The sequence below is a fragment of the Lactonifactor sp. BIOML-A5 genome (assembly GCF_009677585.1).
Lineage (GTDB): Bacteria > Bacillota > Clostridia > Lachnospirales > Lachnospiraceae > Lactonifactor.
This window is the reverse complement of the sequence record NZ_WKYV01000008.1, coordinates 17,344-35,811: the sequence shown is the minus strand read 5'-3', so window position 1 is coordinate 35,811 and position 18,468 is coordinate 17,344. Positions and strand designations below refer to the sequence as shown.

Sequence of the window (18,468 nt, the reverse complement as noted above, 5' to 3'; positions counted from 1 at the left end):
CTCCGATTTATGCAGATACTGTGAGACGTCCGGCCGGAATGTCGGCCAGAACCTCGTGTTCCCCGTAACTGGTCACCAGCTCCTGCAGATGCCGGATGGATGGGGTCAGGAATTTATCTTTGTGGTATACAAAGCTGAAGGACCGGTTCCAGTCCTGGCGGGCATTGACAAATATGTATACCTTATTTTCCCGAAGCTCTGACTCCAGCAGGCGGGGTGAGATTACGGTAAGACAGTTGTTAATTAAAACCGCTTTCCGGATGGAATCCGGAGAGTGCTCCTCAAAGACAGTATGGATCTTTATCTTGTGTTTTTCAAGGTATTTTTCGAAAAGCTCTCTGGTGCCGCTTCCCGGCTCCCGCATAACGAATTCCTGGCCCTCCAGTTCATGGATAGATACGGAGGCCCTGCCTGCAAAGGGGTGCTCATTGCTGCAGGCCAAAACCAGACGGTCTTTGATGAGAGGAATAGACACCAGATCATGGTGCTTTACCTGTCCTTCCACAATGGCCACATCCAGCTCCATATTCAGTAATTTCTGTTCAATGTCCTGCGTATTATCTACACAGGCAAAAATATTTATTTCAGGATGCTCCTCCCGAAAGTCTTTTACAAGAGGGGACAGGATACTGCCCCCAATGGTGAGAGTGGCTCCGATCCTGAGTTTTTCTTTCAGATTGTCCGGTGCCATATTATCTTCCATCAGGTCAAACTGGGAGACGACTTGTTTTGCGTATCCGTAGAGGAGTTTACCTGCCTCTGTAATATACAGCCGTTTCGACAGACGCTCAAACAGAAGGGTGGTGTAGTGCTCCTCCAGCTCGCGGATAGCCTGGCTGACAGAGGGCTGAGTGATAAAAAGCGCCTCTGCCGCTGCACTCATCTTTCCTTTTTCTGCCACTTCTATAAATACTTTCAGATGTCTGATTGTCATAAATGGCCTCCTTATCCAATACAATAACATATAGGTAATGCCTATGTTTTATATAGTATTATATTAGTTTACCTATGATAAATCAAGTGTTATCATAGGAATAGATAAAAAAGCCGGAATGCAGTCGGCAGAATCACTGGAACTGCAAAATAAAAGAAAAGAGGCGTATTTTCGTGAAAGTATTAATTATTGGCGGGGTAGCAGCCGGTACAAAGGTTGCGGCAAAATTAAAACGATTGGACAGAAGTGCTGAGGTTACGATTTTAACAATGAGCAAAGAGATCTCTTATGCAGGCTGCGGCCTTCCTTATTATGTGGGAAATGTCATCCAGGACAGGGATTTGCTGATTGCAAATACACCGGATAGCTTTGCAAAGCTTACAGGAACGGAAGTCCTGACAGGGATTGAAGTGACTGGTTTAGACAGAGATAAGAAGTGTGTGACTGGGGTAAATGTGGACACCGGTGAAGTAAAAGTGTATACATATGATAAACTGGTGATTTCCACAGGAGCGTCCCCCGTAAAACCTCCTATTGAGGGGATTGACCTGGAGAATGTATTTTTTATGCGTACACCGGAGGATGCGGATGCTTTAAAAGCTGCAGTGGACGGAGGAAGCATTAAGCGCGCGGTAGTAGCCGGAGGCGGCTTTATCGGGCTTGAGGTGGCAGAGAATCTGAAGGAAAAAGGGGTAAAGGTATCTGTCATTGATATGGCAGAGCATATTATGCCGGGATTTGATCCGGAGATTACAGAGTACGTGGAGGACCATCTGGCAGATGAGGGAATTATGGCATTTACCAATACAAAGCTGGAGGCCATTGTGGGCACAGATAAGGTGGAAAAGGTACAGACCAGCCGCAAGGCTATGAAGGCAGACGCTATTGTTATGTCTCTGGGAATCCGGGCAAACACAGGCTTTCTGGCAGACACAGGAATTGAGATGATGCCAAACCGCACCATTAAGGTGAATGAGTATCTGCAGACAAACGATGAGAATATCTATGCGCTGGGTGACTGTGCCATGGTCTGCAACCGTCTGACAAAGGCGGCCGCCTGGTCTCCTATGGGTTCCTCCGCAAATATTGAAGGAAGAATCGCAGCTAAAAACATTGCCGGAGAAAAGGTTGCCTATCCGGGGGTTCTTGGAACAGGAATTGTAAAACTTCCGGGGCTGAATGCAGGGCGGACAGGACTGTCCGAGACAGACGCGGCAAAAGCCGGATTCCAACCGGTCAGCGTAATGGCAGTAGTGGATGACAAAGCTCACTATTATCCGGGTGCTTCCAGCTTCATCGTCAAATTAGTGGCAGATGCGAAGTCCAGAAAGTTCTTGGGCATCCAGTGCCTGGGAACCGGCGCCGTGGATAAGATGGTGGATATTGCTGTGATGGCATTAAGCATGAATGCAGCAGTAGATGATTTGGAGCATCTTGACTTTGCTTATGCACCGCCGTTTTCAACTGCCATTCATCCCTTTGAACATACCGTAAATGTTCTTCTTAACAAGATGGAAGGTGAATTCGATACCTTTACACCGGTGCAGTACAGAGAGGGAGCAGCCGACGGATATCAGGTGATTGATGTTTCCATTCAGCCGTCGCTGGAGAACGCAGTCTATGTTGATCTTTCCAGTGTGAACGGAGAACTTCCTCAGTTTGGAAAAGACGATAAACTGCTTCTGGTCTGCTCCAAAGGAAAGAGAGCATATATGCTTCAGAACCGCCTGAAATACTATGGATATACTAATACCAAGGCACTTGAGGGAGGAACTATTTTTAACGGGTCAGATTTTTAAGAGAAATTCTTTTAAAAAGGGTATCTATTTAGAGGTCGCTGTATTAATATTAATATAGAATAAATGTAAAAATAGGAGGAAATACAGAATGGCAACATTAACAATTAGCCCGGAAGAGGAAAAAAGAGTAAAAGGTCTGGGGTTTTTAAGCAACAAAGGCACAGATAACTTTTCAGGAAGAATTATCACAAAAAATGGAAAGATCACAGCAGAGCAGCAGATCTGTCTGGGAGAGGCGGCAAAATTATTTGGAAATGGAAATGTGGTGTATACCACCCGGCTGACGGTAGAAATACAGGGGATTCCATTTGATAAGATTGAAGAGTTTCGGGCCTACATTGCAAAGGCCGGACTGGAAACCGGAGGAACCGGCTCCAAAGTACGTCCGGTAGTATCCTGCAAGGGTACTACCTGCCAATACGGGTTAATTGATACATACGCAATTTCAGAAGAGATCCATGAGAAGTTCTATAAAGGCTATGAAAAAGTAAAACTGCCGCACAAGTTTAAAATAGCTGTAGGCGGATGTCCTAACAACTGCGTAAAGCCGGATCTGAACGATCTTGGAATCGTGGGTCAGCTGATTCCAAACTATGATGAAGATTGCTGCAACGGCTGTAAAAAATGTCCGGTGGAGAAAGTCTGTCCTCCCCAGGCAGCTAAGGTTGTAGACGGGGTACTGGAAATCGACGAAGAGAAATGTACAAACTGCGGCCTCTGTGTAGGAAAGTGCAACTTTGATGCCATTGAAGACGGCAAAGTCGGATACAAAATCTACCTGGGAGGGAGATGGGGCAAACGGATTGCTCTGGGACAGCCGCTGTCAAAAGTATTTACCTCCAAAGAAGAATTAATGGAAATAATAGAAAAAGTAATTCTCCTGTATCGGGAGCAGGGTAAAACCGGGGAACGGTTTGCTTCCACCATTGAAAGGCTTGGCTTTGAGAACGTGGAAGAACAGCTTATGGGGAATGGGCTTATGGAAAGAAAGCAGGAAATCCTGGATGCAAAACTTCATCTGGTAGGAGGAGCAACCTGCTAAAAATCAAAAAGGGACAGGGCGGTCTTGAAAAGGGACACCCTGAGTGCAAAAGGGGACGTGTACTTTCTAGGAAGAACACGTCCCCTTTTTATACCTTTTCCTGGGCCGCCTTGGTCCCCTCGGCAATTCTATCTTTGCCACATCATTGGTAAAGTCTACAAACGGCTTCCTGGAAAATATCCACACCAGGAAGATACAGAGTCCAAACAGAGCCAGAACTTCCCACCAGGTATAGATATGCTCCAATAAATCGGTGGCCTGCTTAAAACTGGAGTAAACCAAACCATGAAACAAATAGATAGACATGGTACGGTTGCCCAGACAGGAACACAAGATTTTTCTGTCCGGGATCAGGAACATGAGAAGATATGTAAGGGCAAATGATATCCCATAGCAGAGCAGGCGGATGCACATTCCGTCCATATCTGACAATTCCAGATATTCATAATTATATCTTCCGTAGAATATCTTGGGGGATAGATTACGGTGTATTGGATCTGCATACAGGTATACACATCCAAGGCACAAAAGCAGACCCGCCAGGACTTTTGTTATTTTGCTTCTGTATTTTGAAAGCCATTCCCTGTTAAAATGAATTCCTGCCAGGAAGAAGGGGTAGAATACCACAATCCGGGGTATAGACAGGAAGTTGTCATCCATGCTGCTGCACCCCATCAAAAGGCCTGCCAGGATGGCAAAGGGAATATGGATGGCAGCGGGAATCCTGCGGATATATGGCGTTATAAACCGCCAGACAAACAGTGCCATAAGATACCACAGTGAAAATTTAGGATATAACAGGTATAGCTTTGTCTCTTTATGTATGATCAGTGTGTATAAAAGGTAATACATGACTTCATATACCAGATAAGGAATGATAAGCCTTTGAATCAGTCTTCCAAGAGATGCCTGCTTCTTGGAAAAGTATCCGGATACAAAGATAAAGGCTGGCATATGAAAGGATACGATGAACCATTTCAGCTCGTATAAAAAGGGGTTGGAATCGTATCCCTCTTCTATAAAGTGTCCTACTACCACAAGAAAAATAAGCAGGGCTTTATAGTTATCTAAGAGAAAATCTCTTGTTTTGGGGGTATTCATTGCTTGCTCCTTGTTAAACTTAGATATTTCTGGCTGTGCTAAAAGTAATCTTACTACGGGTTTATTACTTTTGCAAGCGCAGTTATGTAAAAAAATGGATGGGGGATCTGACGGAAATTCATGGTAAAAAAGTTGCATAATTCACTCAGATGTGAAAAAATAAGGGTAGATATAGACAGGGGGGATAGTATGCCGGATTTTATAGAAAATGTAAGGCTGAGCGATGACGGGAAAGCTGTTGTCATTTTGGATCAGACACAGCTCCCTAACCGGAAGGTTTACCTGCGGCTGGAAACTGCCGAAGACATATACGATGCGATCTATCTTTTAAAGGTCAGAGGTGCGCCTGCCATAGGGATCTGCGGTGCATACGGTATGTATTGCCTGGCTCTGCAGATGCGGGGGAAGGATAAGCCGGAATTCGTCAGGGAGTTTGACAGATACAAGAAGTATCTGATGGCTTCCCGCCCTACTGCTGTTAATCTAAGCTGGGGCCTGAACCGTATGGAAGCGGTAATTAAGAAGCACAGGGAGGAAAATACGGAAGAGATCTGCAGGCATCTGAGAGAGGAAGCCCTGGCGATTCAGAGAGAGGACGTGGAAATGTGCCGGTCTATTTCAGAATATGGCCTGAGTCTCATTCGGGACGGGGATGGGATTCTGACGCACTGTAATGCAGGTCCTCTGGCAACCTCCAGGTATGGTACCGCTCTGGGACCTCTCCTTTTGGGAAGAGAGAAAGGGATGAACTTCAGAGTATTTGCAGATGAGACAAGACCCCTGCTGCAGGGGGCCAGGCTGACGTGCTATGAACTGCAGAATGCGGGGGTGGATGTGACGCTGATCTGTGATAATATGGCAGGAACGGTTATGAAAAACGGCTGGGTCCAGGCTTGTTTTGTGGGCTGTGACCGGGTGGCGGCCAATGGGGACACCGCTAATAAGATAGGTACCAGCCAGGTGGCAATCCTCGCAGCCTATTACAAGATACCCTTTTATGTGCTGGGTCCGACCTCTACCATTGATTTAGAATGCCCGTCCGGCGACAGCATACCCGTAGAAATTCGAGACGGCCGTGAGATAAAGGACAAATTTTATCGGGAGTCAATGGCACCCCTTTCGGTGAAATGCTACAATCCGGCGTTTGACATAACGGATCACAGACTGATTTCAGGAATAGTCACAGAATACGGGATCTGCAGGCCGCCTTATACAGACAGTCTGCGGATGATTTTCCAGAAAAAAGGAGAGACAAGATGAAGATACGCTTTTATAATGTAAGAATTCTGACCATGGCTGACGATTTCCAGGTTACCCGGGGCGAAGTACAGATAAAGGGAAACCGGATCGCTTATGTGGGGGAGGAGAAACACAGAGAGGAAGAATGGGACCGGGAAATAGACGGAAACGGAAATCTCATTATGCCCGGCTTTAAAGATGCACATACCCATTCTGCCATGACGTTTCTGCGTTCCTATGCAGATGATATGCCGCTTCTGGATTGGCTGAATAAGCAGGTATTTCCCATGGAGGCCAAATTAACACCAGAGGATATCTACCATTTGTCAAAGCTGGCTATTATGGAATACCTGACCAGCGGGATCACGGCTAATTTTGATATGTATCTGACGCCGGACACTATTGCTGAGGCATCTGTGGACTGTGGTTTCCGTACAGTCATGACAGGAGGAATGAATGACTTCAGCCAGTCTCTGGAGGAAATAGAAGAGTGGTATCACATGTATAATCATTACCATTCTCTCATTTCTTTCCGGCTGGGATTTCATGCAGAGTATACTACATCCGAAAAGCTTCTGGCAGGGCTGGCAAAACTCTCTCATAAATATAAGGCGCCTGTGTATACCCACAATTCTGAAAGCCTGTCGGAGGTACAGCAGTGTCTTGATAGAAACCACATGACTCCCACCCAATACCTGGACAGTCTGGGGCTCTTTGACTATGGGGGAGGAGGGTACCATTGTGTTCATATGACAGAAGAAGATTTAAGAATCTTTAAAAAGCGGGGGTTGTATGTTATAACCAATCCAGGATCCAACGTGAAGCTGGCCAGCGGGATTCCCCCGGTAAAGAGAATGCTGGATATGGGGATCCCTTTGGCCATAGGAACAGACGGTCCGGCCAGCAACAACTGCCTGGACATGTTCCGGGAGATGTTTCTCACCACAGGTCTGGCAAAGATACGGGAGAGGGATGCGTCGGTGGTGGATGCCAACCAGGTATTGTATATGGCTACTGTTGGAGGCGCCAGGGCCATGGGGCTTGGGGAGTGTGACACACTGGAGGAAGGAAAGCTGGCAGATTTAATTCTTGTGGATCTTCATCAGCCCAATATGCAGCCTCTCAACTGCATCACCAAAAACCTGGTATACAGCGGAAGCAAACAGAATATTAAGCTGACTATGGTAAACGGACGGATTTTATATGAGGACGGATGTTTTAATATCGGCACAGATGCGGAGGAAGTTTATAAAAAAGCAAACGAAATTATTGCCAGAATACAGTAAATTTGCTATAATACATTCCTGAGACTAAATGAAAAGATTATGCTGCCCGTATCTATCGCCGGATAGATGCAGGTATAGGAGCATCAGACACGGATTCCAGCAGGCCAGAGGGAATCCGGGACTGGTGCTTTTTCTGTTGGCAGGGCGGCCACGCATAATCCGGAATAAGAAAGGGAGAGAATGATGAAACAAAAAGCAGAATGGGGACCGGGAGCCTTTTGGAAATATGTGTCCTTTAATATTTTAAGCATGATAGGTCTGTCATGCTTTGTCTTTGTGGATACTTTATGTATTGCAAACGGAGTGGGAAGCGACGGCCTGGCAGCCCTTAACCTTGTAATACCTGTGTATTCACTGGTAAACGGCGTGGGTCTGATGCTGGGCATGGGAGGCGCCACCTTGTATTCCATGGAGCAGGGGATGGGGCAGGGCCAAAAAGCCAATATTGCCTTTACCAGAGCCTGCAGGACAGCGCTTATCCTGGGGATACTTTTTACGGTATCCGGCGTAGCTTTTACGAAGCCTCTGGGGATACTTTTAGGGGCAGAAGGGAAGGTAATGGAATGCCTGATCCCTTATATGAGGACGCTTCTGGCTTTCTCTGTCCCCTTCCTGTTTAACAATGTTCTGGTGTGCTTTGTGAGAAATGACAGAAATCCCAGGCTGGCTATGGCGGCGATGCTGACAGGCAGTTTCAGCAACATACTATTGGATACTCTTTTTATCTTTGGTTTCGGATGGGGGATGTTCGGAGCAGCATTTGCAACAGGGCTGGCTCCCCTGTTCAGCATGCTGGTGGCATCTGCCCATATCTGGAAGGGTAAGAATCAATTCCGCCTGGAGAAGTGCCGGTTCCAGGGAAAAGCTCTGGTGAAGCTGATGTCCCTGGGCGGCGCTTCCTTTGTGACAGAGATATCCTCCGGGATTGTAATACTTTTATTTAATTATGTGATTCTGAATCTGACAGGAAGTGTAGGAGTTGCCGCCTACGGGGTGATTGCAAATCTGGCCATTATAGTTATGTCCATATTTAATGGGATTGCCCAGGGGATCCAGCCTTTGGTCAGCCGCGGCTACGGGAGCGGGGATATCAAAGCAGTCTTTTCCTATGTTAGGCGTGCATTGATTCTGGCCGGGATTCTGGGCGTCCTCTGCTGTCTGCCGGGAATCCTTTTCACCCATGAGCTGATAGGAATTTTTAATGGGGGAGGGGATGCAGCTTTCGAAGGGATTGCGGCGAAAGGAATGCCGGTTTATTTTACCGCCTTTCTGACAATGGGACTCAATATTGTGGCAGCAGCAGTCCTGGCTTCCGTTGACCGGGCGCGGGAATCCCTCTCCATTGCTCTGCTGCGGGGGATTGTCCTTAACGCGGTACTTGTATTTCTGCTGCCGGGCTTTTGGGGTATGCAGGGGATCTGGCTGGTAGTGCCTATTGCAGAGAGCGGGACCATTTTATTGAGTTTTTATTACATTTTTAAATATTGGAAATACAGCTGTCTTGTCAGCTGTAAAAACATGTGATATACTATCGCCAATATGATAATATATGGGAGGATAAGTATGAATGAGAAGATAGCTGCTGTTGAGCGGCTGAAAAAAGAGAAAGATGCTGTTATATTGGCGCACTATTACGTGAGAGACGAGGTACAGGAGGTGGCTGACTATATTGGAGACTCCTACTATCTAAGTGAGATTGCCACAAAAGTAAAAGAGAAAACAATCGTACTGTGCGGCGTATCCTTTATGGGGGAGAGCGCGAAGATCCTGAATCCGGATAAGGTTGTACTGCTTCCGGATGCCCATGCGGACTGCCCGATGGCTCATATGGCTACAGTAGAAAAGATCGGGGAGATGCGTGAGAAATACCAGGATTTGGCGGTGGTATGCTATGTGAATTCTACAGCGGAACTGAAAACGCATGCGGACGTCTGTGTGACGTCTTCCAATGCCCTGAAAATCGTGAGGGCACTGCCAAATAAAAATATCTATTTTATTCCCGATGAGAATCTTGGCCGGTATATTGCAGGTCAGCTTCCGGAAAAAAATTTTATATTTAACGACGGCTATTGCCATGTACATACTGCCATCCGGAGAGAAGATCTGGAAAGGATTAAGGCGTCAAGGCCTAAGGCAAAGATCCTGGTGCATCCGGAATGCAGAGAAGAGATCACAGAACTGGCAGATTATGTGGGAAGTACGTCAGGGATAATACAGTATGCCACTGAGAGCGATGGGGAGGAATTCATCATAGGGACGGAGATGGGCGTGATGTATGAGCTTCAGAAACGGAACCCGAACAAGAGATTCTATGCTGCCGGCAACACGCAGATATGTCCGAATATGAAGAAGATAACACTTGAAAAGATTATCGGAGCACTGGAAAGCGGACAGCCCCGGATAGAACTTGAGGAGGAATTTGGGAGGAAAGCACACGCGCCGTTGATCCGTATGCTGGAACTGGCCAAATAGTTAGGAGACCGTATGGAAGAGAAGTATGATGTCATCATAGTGGGGACTGGGGTGGCAGGCTGTTTTGCGGCGCTGCACCTGCCGGATGACAAAAGTATATTGATGATAACCAAAGGGGAATTAGAAGAGAGTGATTCCTTTCTGGCGCAGGGGGGGATCTGTGTCCAAAAAGAGGAGGAGGACTACGAAAGCTTTATGGAGGATACCCTCCGGGCAGGGCATTATGAGAACCGCCGGGAATCTGTGGAGGTTATGATTCGTTCCTCCAGAGATGTGATCCGGGAACTGATGGAATATGGCGTTGAATTTGCACAGAAGGACGGAAGCCTTCTCTATACAAGAGAAGGTGCTCATTCTACCAACCGTATCCTTTATCACGATGATATAACCGGGAAAGAGATTACCTCCCATCTTTTAAACCAGGTAAGAAAAAGGAAAAATATCACAGTACTCACCAGAACGACTATGATGGATATTCTTGCCAGAGAGAACCGCTGTGAGGGAATCCTGATGAAAACCAGCACGGGAGACCTTCGTCCTGTTATGGCCCGGGATGTACTGTGGGCTACGGGAGGTATCGGGGGAATCTATGACAATTCCACAAACTATCCCCATCTCACCGGTGATGCCCTGGGGATCGCTCTTCGCAGGGGAGTAGATCTGGAGCATGTGAATTATGTACAGATACACCCTACAACCCTATATTCTCAAAAAAAAGGACGTCGGTTCCTGATCTCTGAATCTGTAAGGGGGGAAGGCGCGGTTCTCTATAACAAAAAGGGTGAGCGGTTTGTTAATGAGCTGCTGCCGCGGGATCTTCTCACCAAAGAGATTCTGAAACAGATGAAAAAGGACAGAACTCAGCATGTGTGGCTGTCCATGATGACAATAACCAGGCACGATGTGTGGAAGAGGTTCCCCAATATCTGCCAGAAGTGCAGGGAAGAGGGCTATGAGGTGACAAAAGAATGGATTCCGGTTGTGCCTTCTCAGCATTATTTCATGGGAGGCGTGGATGTGGACCTGTCCAGCCGTACTTCTATGAAGCATCTCTATGCAGCCGGCGAGACCAGCTGCAACGGGGTCCATGGCGCCAACCGGCTGGCCAGCAATTCCCTGCTGGAAAGCCTTGTCTTTGCCAAACGGGCAGCCTGTGCAATTCTATCGGGAACCGAAGAAAATTCTCAGGTACAGGGATGCCGGGACTGGACAGAGCTGGAGCGTAGGTACGGGATACAGAAAAAGGATTATGAGAATGAGGAACATTATTTCGGAGGCCTGAAAAAGGCGATTCTGGAAGAGATAGAAAAGAAGAACAGAGAGGTAGAAGAGAATGAATCCAATCACAACCAAGCTAAATGTGGATAACCTGCTGCTCCAGGCACTGGCAGAGGACATATCCAGCGAAGACGTAACCACCAATGCAGTTATGAGGGAGGCAAAGCAGGGAACTGCGCAGCTCATATGCAAACAAGACGGTGTGATTGCAGGAATGGATATATTTAAGCGGGTATTCCAGCTTTTGGACGAGTCTGTCAAAGTGACTATGTACTGTAAAGACGGAGATGAGGTAAAGGATAAAGATCTCCTGGCTGTTGTGGAGGGGGACATCCGTGCCATTCTGTCCGGGGAGAGGACCGCCCTTAATTTCCTGCAGCGGATGAGCGGGATCGCCACCTATACAAGGAGTGTGGCTGAGCTTTTAAAAGGGACCGGGACGAAGCTGCTGGATACCAGAAAGACAACACCTAATATGCGTATTTTTGAAAAATACGCGGTAAAAATAGGAGGAGGATATAACCACCGATATAATCTCTCGGACGGCGTTCTCATCAAAGACAATCATATCGGGGCCGCGGGAGGCGTTGCCAGAGCCGTACAGATGGCAAAGGAATATGCGCCGTTTGTCCGCAAGATAGAGATAGAGGTTGAAAACCTGGAAATGATGCAGGAGGCGCTGGATGCGGGGGCGGATATTATCATGCTGGATAATATGCCTCCCGAGATGATGAAAAAGGCTGTGGAGATGGCAGCAGGGAGAGCAGAGACAGAATGTTCCGGCAATGTTACCAGGGAAAACATTAAAAAGATAACAGATATAGGGGTAGACTATGTATCCAGCGGAGCTTTGACCCACTCTGCTCCCATCCTGGACGTTTCTCTCAAAAATCTTCATGCATTATAAACAGCAGGCAGCAAAGCCAACGTATAGAAACATAAAAAAGAAAGGAAGTTTCTATGACTGGGGAAGAAAGACGCAGTGAAATATTGCAGGCAATACAGGAAGCGGATGTGCCGATCTCCGGTACCGCTCTGGCGAAAAGGTTCCATGTGAGCCGGCAGGTGGTAGTACAGGACATTGCCCTCCTTCGGGCTGCCAATTATGATATCTTCTCAACTACGAAAGGATATCTGATTCATATGCCTGTGTCCGTTACCAGGGTGGTGGAGGTCTGCCATGCGGATGAGGAGATTGAAGATGAACTGAATACCATTGTAGATCTGGGAGGAAAGGTAATTGATGTCTTTATCAGACACGAGGTATATGGTTCCCTGAGGGCGCCCATTGGGGTAAGCTCCCGGAGAAACGTACAGGAGTTCGTATCCGGCATCTCCGGCGGGAAGTCAAGTCCGCTGAAAAACCTTACTTCCGGCAAACACTGGCATACCATAGAGGCAGACAGCAGGGAGACACTGGATATGATAGAAGAAGAGCTGAGAAAAAAGAAGTATCTCATTGAGGAAGACCGCAGATAAAAAGAAATTGCATTCTGACTGTATTGTGCCTATAATGTAAAAAAGCAAAGATGATTCAGAATTTGGAGGGATACCTATGGGCATGAATCAAACCCCTGCTTCCGAACGGATCCACATCGGATTCTTCGGGCGGAGAAATGCAGGAAAATCTAGTGTAATCAATGCAGTGACAGGGCAGAATCTGGCAATCGTCTCTCAGGTAAGGGGAACCACTACAGACCCTGTATATAAAACCATGGAGCTCCTTCCCATGGGACCGGTTATGGTAATAGACACTCCGGGGATTGATGACGAAGGTGACCTGGGAGCGCTTCGCGTAAAGCGGAGCTATCAGGTGCTGAATAAGACCGACGTGGCAGTCCTGGTGGTGGACGGATGCCTTGGAAAGACAAGGGAAGATGAGGCTCTGATTGAGAGGTTTAGAAAAAAGGGAATCCCCTTTATTGTGGCCTATAATAAGGCGGACCAGTGTGAGGAACCTGCCCCGGTCAAAGAAAATGAGATCTGGGTCAGTGCCAAAGAAGGAAGCAATATCCATGAATTGAAGGAGATGATTGCCAGACAGGGGAGCAAGGAGGACAAAGAGAGAAGGATTGTGGGGGATCTCATAAAGCCTTCGGACTTTATTGTTCTTGTTGTGCCTATAGACAAGGCGGCTCCCAAGGGGCGGCTGATCCTGCCCCAGCAGCAGACGATCCGTGATATTCTGGAATCTGATGCAGTTTCTATTGTAGTAAAGGAAAATGAATTGAAAAATACCCTGAACCAGCTGGGAAAGAAGCCGGCTCTTGTCATTACGGACAGTCAGGTGTTTAGCCGGGTGTCTGAGGATACCCCTGAGGATATTCTGTTAACCTCATTCTCCATCCTGTTTGCCCGGTATAAGGGCAGCCTTAAGGACAATGTGGAGGGGGCAAAATGCCTGGAGACGCTGAGGGACGGGGATAAGATACTGATCAGTGAGGGGTGTACCCACCACAGGCAGTGCAATGATATCGGCACTGTTAAGATCCCTGGCTGGATCCGGAAGTATACGGGAAAGAGTCTGGAATTTGAGTTTACGTCGGGGACAGAGTTTCAGGAGGAACTGGGAGAGTACAGACTGATTGTCCACTGCGGAGGATGCATGCTGAATGAAAGAGAAATGAAGTACCGCATGTCCTGTGCCAGGGATCAGAAGGTTCCCATGACAAATTATGGGATTCTGATTGCGTACATAAAGGGGATTCTGAAACGAAGTCTTCAGCCTTTTCCGGAAATATGAAAAAACGACAATATTTGACATTCAGGTGTAATTTCGTGAGGTAGTATTCCGTATTATTTTATAAGGACCTCTTCAGCGGCTGTATGCGCAGAAGAAAAGAGACAAAAGAGGGGGAATACTATGGAAGGAAAGCAGACAGAGATTTGGAGCAGGATAGGGTCCAATCTGAGAAACTGCAGGCAGGACCAGGGGCTTACCCAGGAAGAGCTGGGAAACAGGCTCGGGGTTACCAGAAACTATATCTGCAGCCTGGAGAAGGGAAAGTGCAATCCAACAGTTGAGAAGATATGGAAGATTTCTAAGATCCTGGATGTAAGTATGGAAACCATACTCCGGGAGACAGAAGACGCAGTTGAGGATTGACAAAGTATGGATCGACTGCTATTATGAAACAGAACAAGGGCGTTCTTTCTGGGGAAAGAGTGCCTTTTTTCTGTATGAAAAGAGATAGGCCCTGTGGCAATGAAACAGAGAGGAGTGTATAAGATGGCGAAATATACAAAAAAGGAAATCATGGAACTGGTGGAGCAAGAGGATGTGGAGTTTATCCGTCTCCAGTTTACAGATATGTTCGGGATGTTTAAAAATGTAGCAATTACCTCCAGTCAGCTGAAAAAAGCCCTGGACAATCAATGCATGTTTGACGGATCTTCCATCGATGGATTTGTGCGCATTGAGGAATCGGATATGTATCTGTATCCGGATCTGGATACTCTGGAAATTTTTCCCTGGAGGCCCCAGCAGGGCAAAGTAGCCCGGCTGATCTGTGATATTTACCGCCCTGACGGAACCCCTTTTGAGGGAGATCCCCGGTATATTCTCAAGAGGACGTTAAAGGAGGCGGCGTCAATGGGGTATACGTTTAATGCCGGACCTGAGTGCGAATTCTTCCTGTATCACTCAGACGATGACGGACTGCCCACCACACTCAGCCACGAAAAGGCCGGCTATTTTGATATGGCTCCATTGGATCTGGGTGAGAATGCCAGACGGGATATGGTTCTGACGCTGGAAGAGATGGGCTTTGAGATAGAGGCATCCCACCATGAGGTAGCTCCGGCACAGCATGAGATTGATTTCCGGTATGACGAAGCCCTCTCCACAGCAGATAATATCATGACCTTTAAACTGGCTGTAAAAACAATTGCCAAACGCCATGGGCTCCATGCCACATTTATGCCCAAGCCGAAGTATGGAATGAATGGGTCCGGAATGCATATAAATATGTCTCTGTCTAAAGCGGGAAAGAATGCATTTGCGGATCCGGCTGACGCAATGGGCTTGAGTGAGGACGCCTATTACTTTATTGGGGGAATTATCCGACATATGAAAGGGATGACAGCTATCACCAATCCCCTGGTGAACTCCTACAAAAGGCTGGTGCCGGGCTATGAAGCTCCGGTTTATATCGCCTGGTCGGCTACAAACAGAAGCCCGCTTATCCGTATTCCTGCAGCGAGGGGGGAGGAGACAAGAATAGAACTGAGAAGCCCGGATCCCACGGCAAATCCGTATCTTGCACTGGCAGTCTGTCTGGCAGCAGGATTGGATGGAATTAAGAATAAGATGAAGCCACCCAGAAGCGTGGATAAGAATATATTCCGTATGTCTGTGGACGAGAAGGAAGAGGAGGGGATCGATTCTCTCCCCTCCAATCTGAGAGAGGCCGTCAGGGAGCTGGAAAAGGATGAATTCATCCGGGGGGTCCTTGGAGAACATCTGGCGAAACGCTACATTCAGGCGAAAAAAGCAGAGTGGCAGGATTACACCATACAGGTAACTGACTGGGAGGTAGATCATTATCTCAGCAAATTCTGATGCTTCCTATCGCAATTGGTACTATTTAATGGTAGAATAGACAGGAGGCGTAAGAATGAGCAATATGATTGTACTTTTTCCAAAACAGGAAGACGGAAAAAATATAAGGAATCTGCTCGTACGCCATGGATATGAGGTGACGGCGGTGTGCACAACAGGTGCACAGGCCCTGAATCATGCCAATACCCTGAATGATGGAATTGTGGTATGCGGATACCGTTATGCGGATATGCTTTATACAGAGCTGGCAGAATGTCTGCCCAGGCATTTTGAGATGCTGCTGGTGGCTTCCCCCCGGGTTTTAAGTCAATGGGATCCCAATGGGATTGTCTCAGTGGCGATGCCTCTGAAGGTGCATGAGCTGCTGGAAACCGTGGATATGATGGAGAGGAACATCAGCAGGTGGAGGAAAAGACGCCCCTCCATGCCTAAGGCAAGGCGTCCGGAGGAACAGGCGGTAATAGACGAAGCCAAAAAGCTTCTGATAGAGCGGAACCATATGACAGAGGAGGAGGCACACCGTTATATCCAGAAGTGCAGTATGGACAGCGGCACAAATATGGCAGAGATGGCACAGATGGTGCTGAGCATGATGAAGTAATTAATGGAGGAAACCGATATGAAATTCACAAAGATGCATGGCATCGGGAATGACTATGTGTATGTAAATTGCCTGGAGGAAAAGGTAGAGGATCCGGGAAGGGTGGCAAGGCTTGTCAGTGACAGGCACTTTGGCATTGGCTCTGACGGCCTGATATTAATAAAACCTTCAAAGAATGCAGATTTTGAGATGGATATGTATAATGCAGACGGTTCCCAGGGAGCTATGTGCGGCAACGGGATCCGCTGTGTGGCCAAGTATGTCTATGACTATGGACTTACCCATAAGACAAACATCAGCATTGATACAAAGAGCGGGGTGAAATATCTGGATCTGACCATAGAAAATGGAAAAGTTAGCCTGGTGAAAGTAAATATGGGAAGGCCTGAATTTAAGGCGTCTCAGATTCCCATACACAGTGACCGGGAACAGGTGATACGACAGCCCATTGACGTGGATGGCAGGGAGTATTATATTACCGGTGTTTCTATGGGAAATCCTCATGCTGTAGTCTACATGGACGACATTAAGAACCTGGAGATTGAAAGAATCGGCCCTGCATTTGAGCACCACCCTGCATTTCCGGATCGGATTAATACAGAGTTTGTGCATGTCCTGGATCGAAGCTCCGTCGAGATGCGGGTCTGGGAGCGGGGCGCAGGGGAGACGCTGGCATGTGGAACCGGAGCCTGCGCAGTGGCTGTTGCCTCTATAGTAAACGGTTATACGGACGAGGAGGTTACTGTGAAGCTTCTGGGGGGAGATCTCAGGATATACTGGGACAGAAAAGAAGATCTGGTGTATATGACGGGGCCTGCGGCCGTGGTATTTGAAGGAGAAATTTTACTGTAGCTGCCCTATTGCCAGAAGAAGGAGTTTATATTAGAATAGGAACAGAAACAGTTACCTAGGAGGAAATATATGTTTAAGATTAATGATAATTATTTGAAACTGCCGGGCAGTTATTTGTTTTCTACCATTGCCAAAAAAGTGAATGCTTTCACAGAGGCCAATCCGGATAAAAAGATTATCCGTCTGGGAATTGGAGATGTTACCCAGCCTCTGGCTCCGGCTATTATCGGCAAACTGCATGACGCAGTGGAAGATATGGCACATGCAGAGACGTTTCACGGATATGCGCCGGACCTGGGATATGAGTTCCTGAGAAGTGCAATTGCCAGGAATGACTATGCAGACAGGGGCTGTGACATTGGTGCGGATGAAATCTTCGTGTCTGACGGGGCAAAATGCGACTCCAGCAATATACAGGAAATTTTTGCGCTGGATAATAAAATTGCAGTCTGTGATCCTGTGTATCCGGTTTATGTTGACTCCAACGTAATGGCAGGGAGAACAGGAACCTATGATCCAAAGGCGGAGACGTGGAGCGATGTAATCTACATGCCATGTACGGCTGAGAACGATTTTGCCCCCCAATTGCCGGGAGAGACGCCGGATCTTATCTATCTCTGCTACCCCAATAATCCCACGGGATCTACGATAACAAAAGCACAGCTTCAGGAGTGGGTAGATTATGCCAATAAAGTTGGGGCTGTGATTATTTATGATGCCGCTTATGAGGCATACATTTCAGAGCCGGATGTTCCCCACTCTATCTATGAATGTGAAGGGGCAAGAACCTGCGCCATCGAGCTTAGAAGCTTCTCTAAGAATGCCGGATTTACAGGAGTCCGTCTGGGATTCACCGTAATCCCCAAAGATTTGAAGTGCGGGGATGTGGCACTACACTCTCTGTGGGCAAGACGTCATGGCACTAAGTACAACGGGGCTCCCTATATTGTACAGCGCGCCGGAGAAGCGGTATACTCACCGGAGGGTAAAGCCCAGTTAAAGGAACAAGTTGCCTATTATATGAATAATGCCAAAGTGATCTATGAAGGCCTGAAATCCGCAGGCTACACCGTGTCCGGAGGCGTTAACGCTCCCTATATCTGGCTGAAGACGCCGGATGGAATGACATCATGGGAATTCTTTGATCATCTTCTGGAAAAGGCCAACGTAGTGGGCACGCCAGGCTCTGGCTTTGGTCCAAGCGGAGAGGGATACTTCCGTCTTACTGCATTTGGAAACTATGAAAATACGGTGGAAGCTGTTGAGAGAATAAAAGCATTATAGAAAAGTAGATAACGGGGTC

At 47.3% G+C, this 18,468-nt stretch carries 17 protein-coding genes; 15 read left to right on the top strand and 2 right to left on the bottom strand.

Annotated elements, in window-relative coordinates; translation table 11 throughout:
- Positions 1-7: 7 nt before the first annotated feature.
- Positions 8-934 (bottom strand): LysR substrate-binding domain-containing protein, encoded by a 927-nt coding sequence (locus GKG41_RS08535; RefSeq protein ID WP_154258104.1) that lies wholly within the window; start codon positions 932-934, stop codon positions 8-10.
- A gap of 173 nt (positions 935-1,107) precedes the next feature.
- Between GKG41_RS08535 and GKG41_RS08530 the strand changes: the two genes are divergently transcribed.
- Together GKG41_RS08530 and GKG41_RS08525 are read left to right on the top strand one after the other, a co-directional pair.
- The gene (locus GKG41_RS08530; protein WP_347563345.1) at positions 1,108-2,733 is read left to right on the top strand and encodes an FAD-dependent oxidoreductase; all 1,626 of its coding nucleotides are present in this window, start codon (positions 1,108-1,110) and stop codon (positions 2,731-2,733) included.
- A gap of 88 nt (positions 2,734-2,821) precedes the next feature.
- Entirely contained in the window at positions 2,822-3,775 is a 954-nt protein-coding gene (locus GKG41_RS08525; protein WP_154258103.1) for a 4Fe-4S binding protein, read from the top strand.
- 66 nt (positions 3,776-3,841) lie between these two features.
- On the opposite strand, the gene GKG41_RS08520 is transcribed toward GKG41_RS08525, so the two are convergent.
- Positions 3,842-4,876, bottom strand: a complete 1,035-nt coding sequence (locus tag GKG41_RS08520) for an acyltransferase family protein (protein WP_154258102.1) — start codon at positions 4,874-4,876, stop codon at positions 3,842-3,844.
- Positions 4,877-5,065: 189 nt separating this feature from the next.
- Here GKG41_RS08520 and mtnA point away from each other — a divergent pair, with 189 nt between their 5' ends.
- From mtnA to GKG41_RS08455, 13 genes are all read left to right on the top strand, one after another.
- Positions 5,066-6,136, top strand: coding sequence for an S-methyl-5-thioribose-1-phosphate isomerase (gene mtnA / locus GKG41_RS08515; protein WP_154258101.1), 1,071 nt, complete (start codon positions 5,066-5,068; stop codon positions 6,134-6,136).
- On the top strand, positions 6,133-7,401 hold the full coding sequence (locus tag GKG41_RS08510; RefSeq protein WP_173015621.1) for an amidohydrolase: 1,269 nt from the start codon (positions 6,133-6,135) through the stop codon (positions 7,399-7,401). Before mtnA ends, GKG41_RS08510 begins: the two co-directional genes overlap by 4 nt.
- 180 nt (positions 7,402-7,581) lie before the next feature.
- Positions 7,582-8,925, top strand: coding sequence for an MATE family efflux transporter (locus tag GKG41_RS08505; protein WP_154258100.1), 1,344 nt, complete (start codon positions 7,582-7,584; stop codon positions 8,923-8,925).
- Between the two features lie 39 nt (positions 8,926-8,964).
- On the top strand, positions 8,965-9,873 hold the full coding sequence (gene nadA / locus GKG41_RS08500; RefSeq protein ID WP_154258099.1) for a quinolinate synthase NadA: 909 nt from the start codon (positions 8,965-8,967) through the stop codon (positions 9,871-9,873).
- 12 nt (positions 9,874-9,885) lie between these two features.
- The gene (locus GKG41_RS08495; protein ID WP_154258098.1) at positions 9,886-11,241 is read left to right on the top strand and encodes an L-aspartate oxidase; all 1,356 of its coding nucleotides are present in this window, start codon (positions 9,886-9,888) and stop codon (positions 11,239-11,241) included.
- The gene (nadC, locus tag GKG41_RS08490; protein ID WP_154258097.1) at positions 11,207-12,058 is read left to right on the top strand and encodes a carboxylating nicotinate-nucleotide diphosphorylase; all 852 of its coding nucleotides are present in this window, start codon (positions 11,207-11,209) and stop codon (positions 12,056-12,058) included. Before GKG41_RS08495 ends, nadC begins: the two co-directional genes overlap by 35 nt.
- 53 nt (positions 12,059-12,111) lie before the next feature.
- Positions 12,112-12,630, top strand: a complete 519-nt coding sequence (locus GKG41_RS08485) for a transcription repressor NadR (RefSeq protein WP_154258096.1) — start codon at positions 12,112-12,114, stop codon at positions 12,628-12,630.
- Between the two features lie 76 nt (positions 12,631-12,706).
- On the top strand, positions 12,707-13,894 hold the full coding sequence (hydF, locus tag GKG41_RS08480; protein WP_154258095.1) for a [FeFe] hydrogenase H-cluster maturation GTPase HydF: 1,188 nt from the start codon (positions 12,707-12,709) through the stop codon (positions 13,892-13,894).
- Positions 13,895-14,014: 120 nt separating this feature from the next.
- Complete coding sequence (locus GKG41_RS08475; protein ID WP_154258094.1) at positions 14,015-14,257, top strand: helix-turn-helix transcriptional regulator; 243 nt, start codon at positions 14,015-14,017, stop codon at positions 14,255-14,257.
- Positions 14,258-14,380: 123 nt separating this feature from the next.
- Positions 14,381-15,712: a type I glutamate--ammonia ligase gene (gene glnA / locus GKG41_RS08470; protein WP_154258093.1), complete on the top strand. Its 1,332-nt coding sequence runs from the start codon at positions 14,381-14,383 to the stop codon at positions 15,710-15,712.
- A gap of 55 nt (positions 15,713-15,767) precedes the next feature.
- Positions 15,768-16,313: an ANTAR domain-containing protein gene (locus GKG41_RS08465; RefSeq protein ID WP_154258092.1), complete on the top strand. Its 546-nt coding sequence runs from the start codon at positions 15,768-15,770 to the stop codon at positions 16,311-16,313.
- Between the two features lie 18 nt (positions 16,314-16,331).
- The gene (gene dapF, locus GKG41_RS08460) at positions 16,332-17,165 is read left to right on the top strand and encodes a diaminopimelate epimerase (protein WP_154258091.1); all 834 of its coding nucleotides are present in this window, start codon (positions 16,332-16,334) and stop codon (positions 17,163-17,165) included.
- Between the two features lie 69 nt (positions 17,166-17,234).
- Positions 17,235-18,449 (top strand): LL-diaminopimelate aminotransferase, encoded by a 1,215-nt coding sequence (locus tag GKG41_RS08455; RefSeq protein WP_154258090.1) that lies wholly within the window; start codon positions 17,235-17,237, stop codon positions 18,447-18,449.
- The last annotated feature ends 19 nt before the right edge of the window (positions 18,450-18,468 follow it).

Bases quoted from the DNA above. Each gene is read 5' to 3' on its own strand.
- GKG41_RS08535 (WP_154258104.1), bottom strand. From the start codon at position 934: ATGACAATCAGACATCTGAAAGTATTTATAGAAGTGGCAGAAAAAGGA.
- GKG41_RS08525 (WP_154258103.1), top strand. From the start codon at position 2,822: ATGGCAACATTAACAATTAGCCCGGAAGAGGAAAAAAGAGTAAAAGGT.
- GKG41_RS08520 (WP_154258102.1), bottom strand. From the start codon at position 4,876: ATGAATACCCCCAAAACAAGAGATTTTCTCTTAGATAACTATAAAGCC.
- mtnA (WP_154258101.1), top strand. From the start codon at position 5,066: ATGCCGGATTTTATAGAAAATGTAAGGCTGAGCGATGACGGGAAAGCT.
- GKG41_RS08510 (WP_173015621.1), top strand. From the start codon at position 6,133: ATGAAGATACGCTTTTATAATGTAAGAATTCTGACCATGGCTGACGAT.
- GKG41_RS08505 (WP_154258100.1), top strand. From the start codon at position 7,582: ATGATGAAACAAAAAGCAGAATGGGGACCGGGAGCCTTTTGGAAATAT.
- nadA (WP_154258099.1), top strand. From the start codon at position 8,965: ATGAATGAGAAGATAGCTGCTGTTGAGCGGCTGAAAAAAGAGAAAGAT.
- GKG41_RS08495 (WP_154258098.1), top strand. From the start codon at position 9,886: ATGGAAGAGAAGTATGATGTCATCATAGTGGGGACTGGGGTGGCAGGC.
- nadC (WP_154258097.1), top strand. From the start codon at position 11,207: ATGAATCCAATCACAACCAAGCTAAATGTGGATAACCTGCTGCTCCAG.
- GKG41_RS08485 (WP_154258096.1), top strand. From the start codon at position 12,112: ATGACTGGGGAAGAAAGACGCAGTGAAATATTGCAGGCAATACAGGAA.
- hydF (WP_154258095.1), top strand. From the start codon at position 12,707: ATGGGCATGAATCAAACCCCTGCTTCCGAACGGATCCACATCGGATTC.
- GKG41_RS08475 (WP_154258094.1), top strand. From the start codon at position 14,015: ATGGAAGGAAAGCAGACAGAGATTTGGAGCAGGATAGGGTCCAATCTG.
- glnA (WP_154258093.1), top strand. From the start codon at position 14,381: ATGGCGAAATATACAAAAAAGGAAATCATGGAACTGGTGGAGCAAGAG.
- GKG41_RS08465 (WP_154258092.1), top strand. From the start codon at position 15,768: ATGAGCAATATGATTGTACTTTTTCCAAAACAGGAAGACGGAAAAAAT.
- dapF (WP_154258091.1), top strand. From the start codon at position 16,332: ATGAAATTCACAAAGATGCATGGCATCGGGAATGACTATGTGTATGTA.
- GKG41_RS08455 (WP_154258090.1), top strand. From the start codon at position 17,235: ATGTTTAAGATTAATGATAATTATTTGAAACTGCCGGGCAGTTATTTG.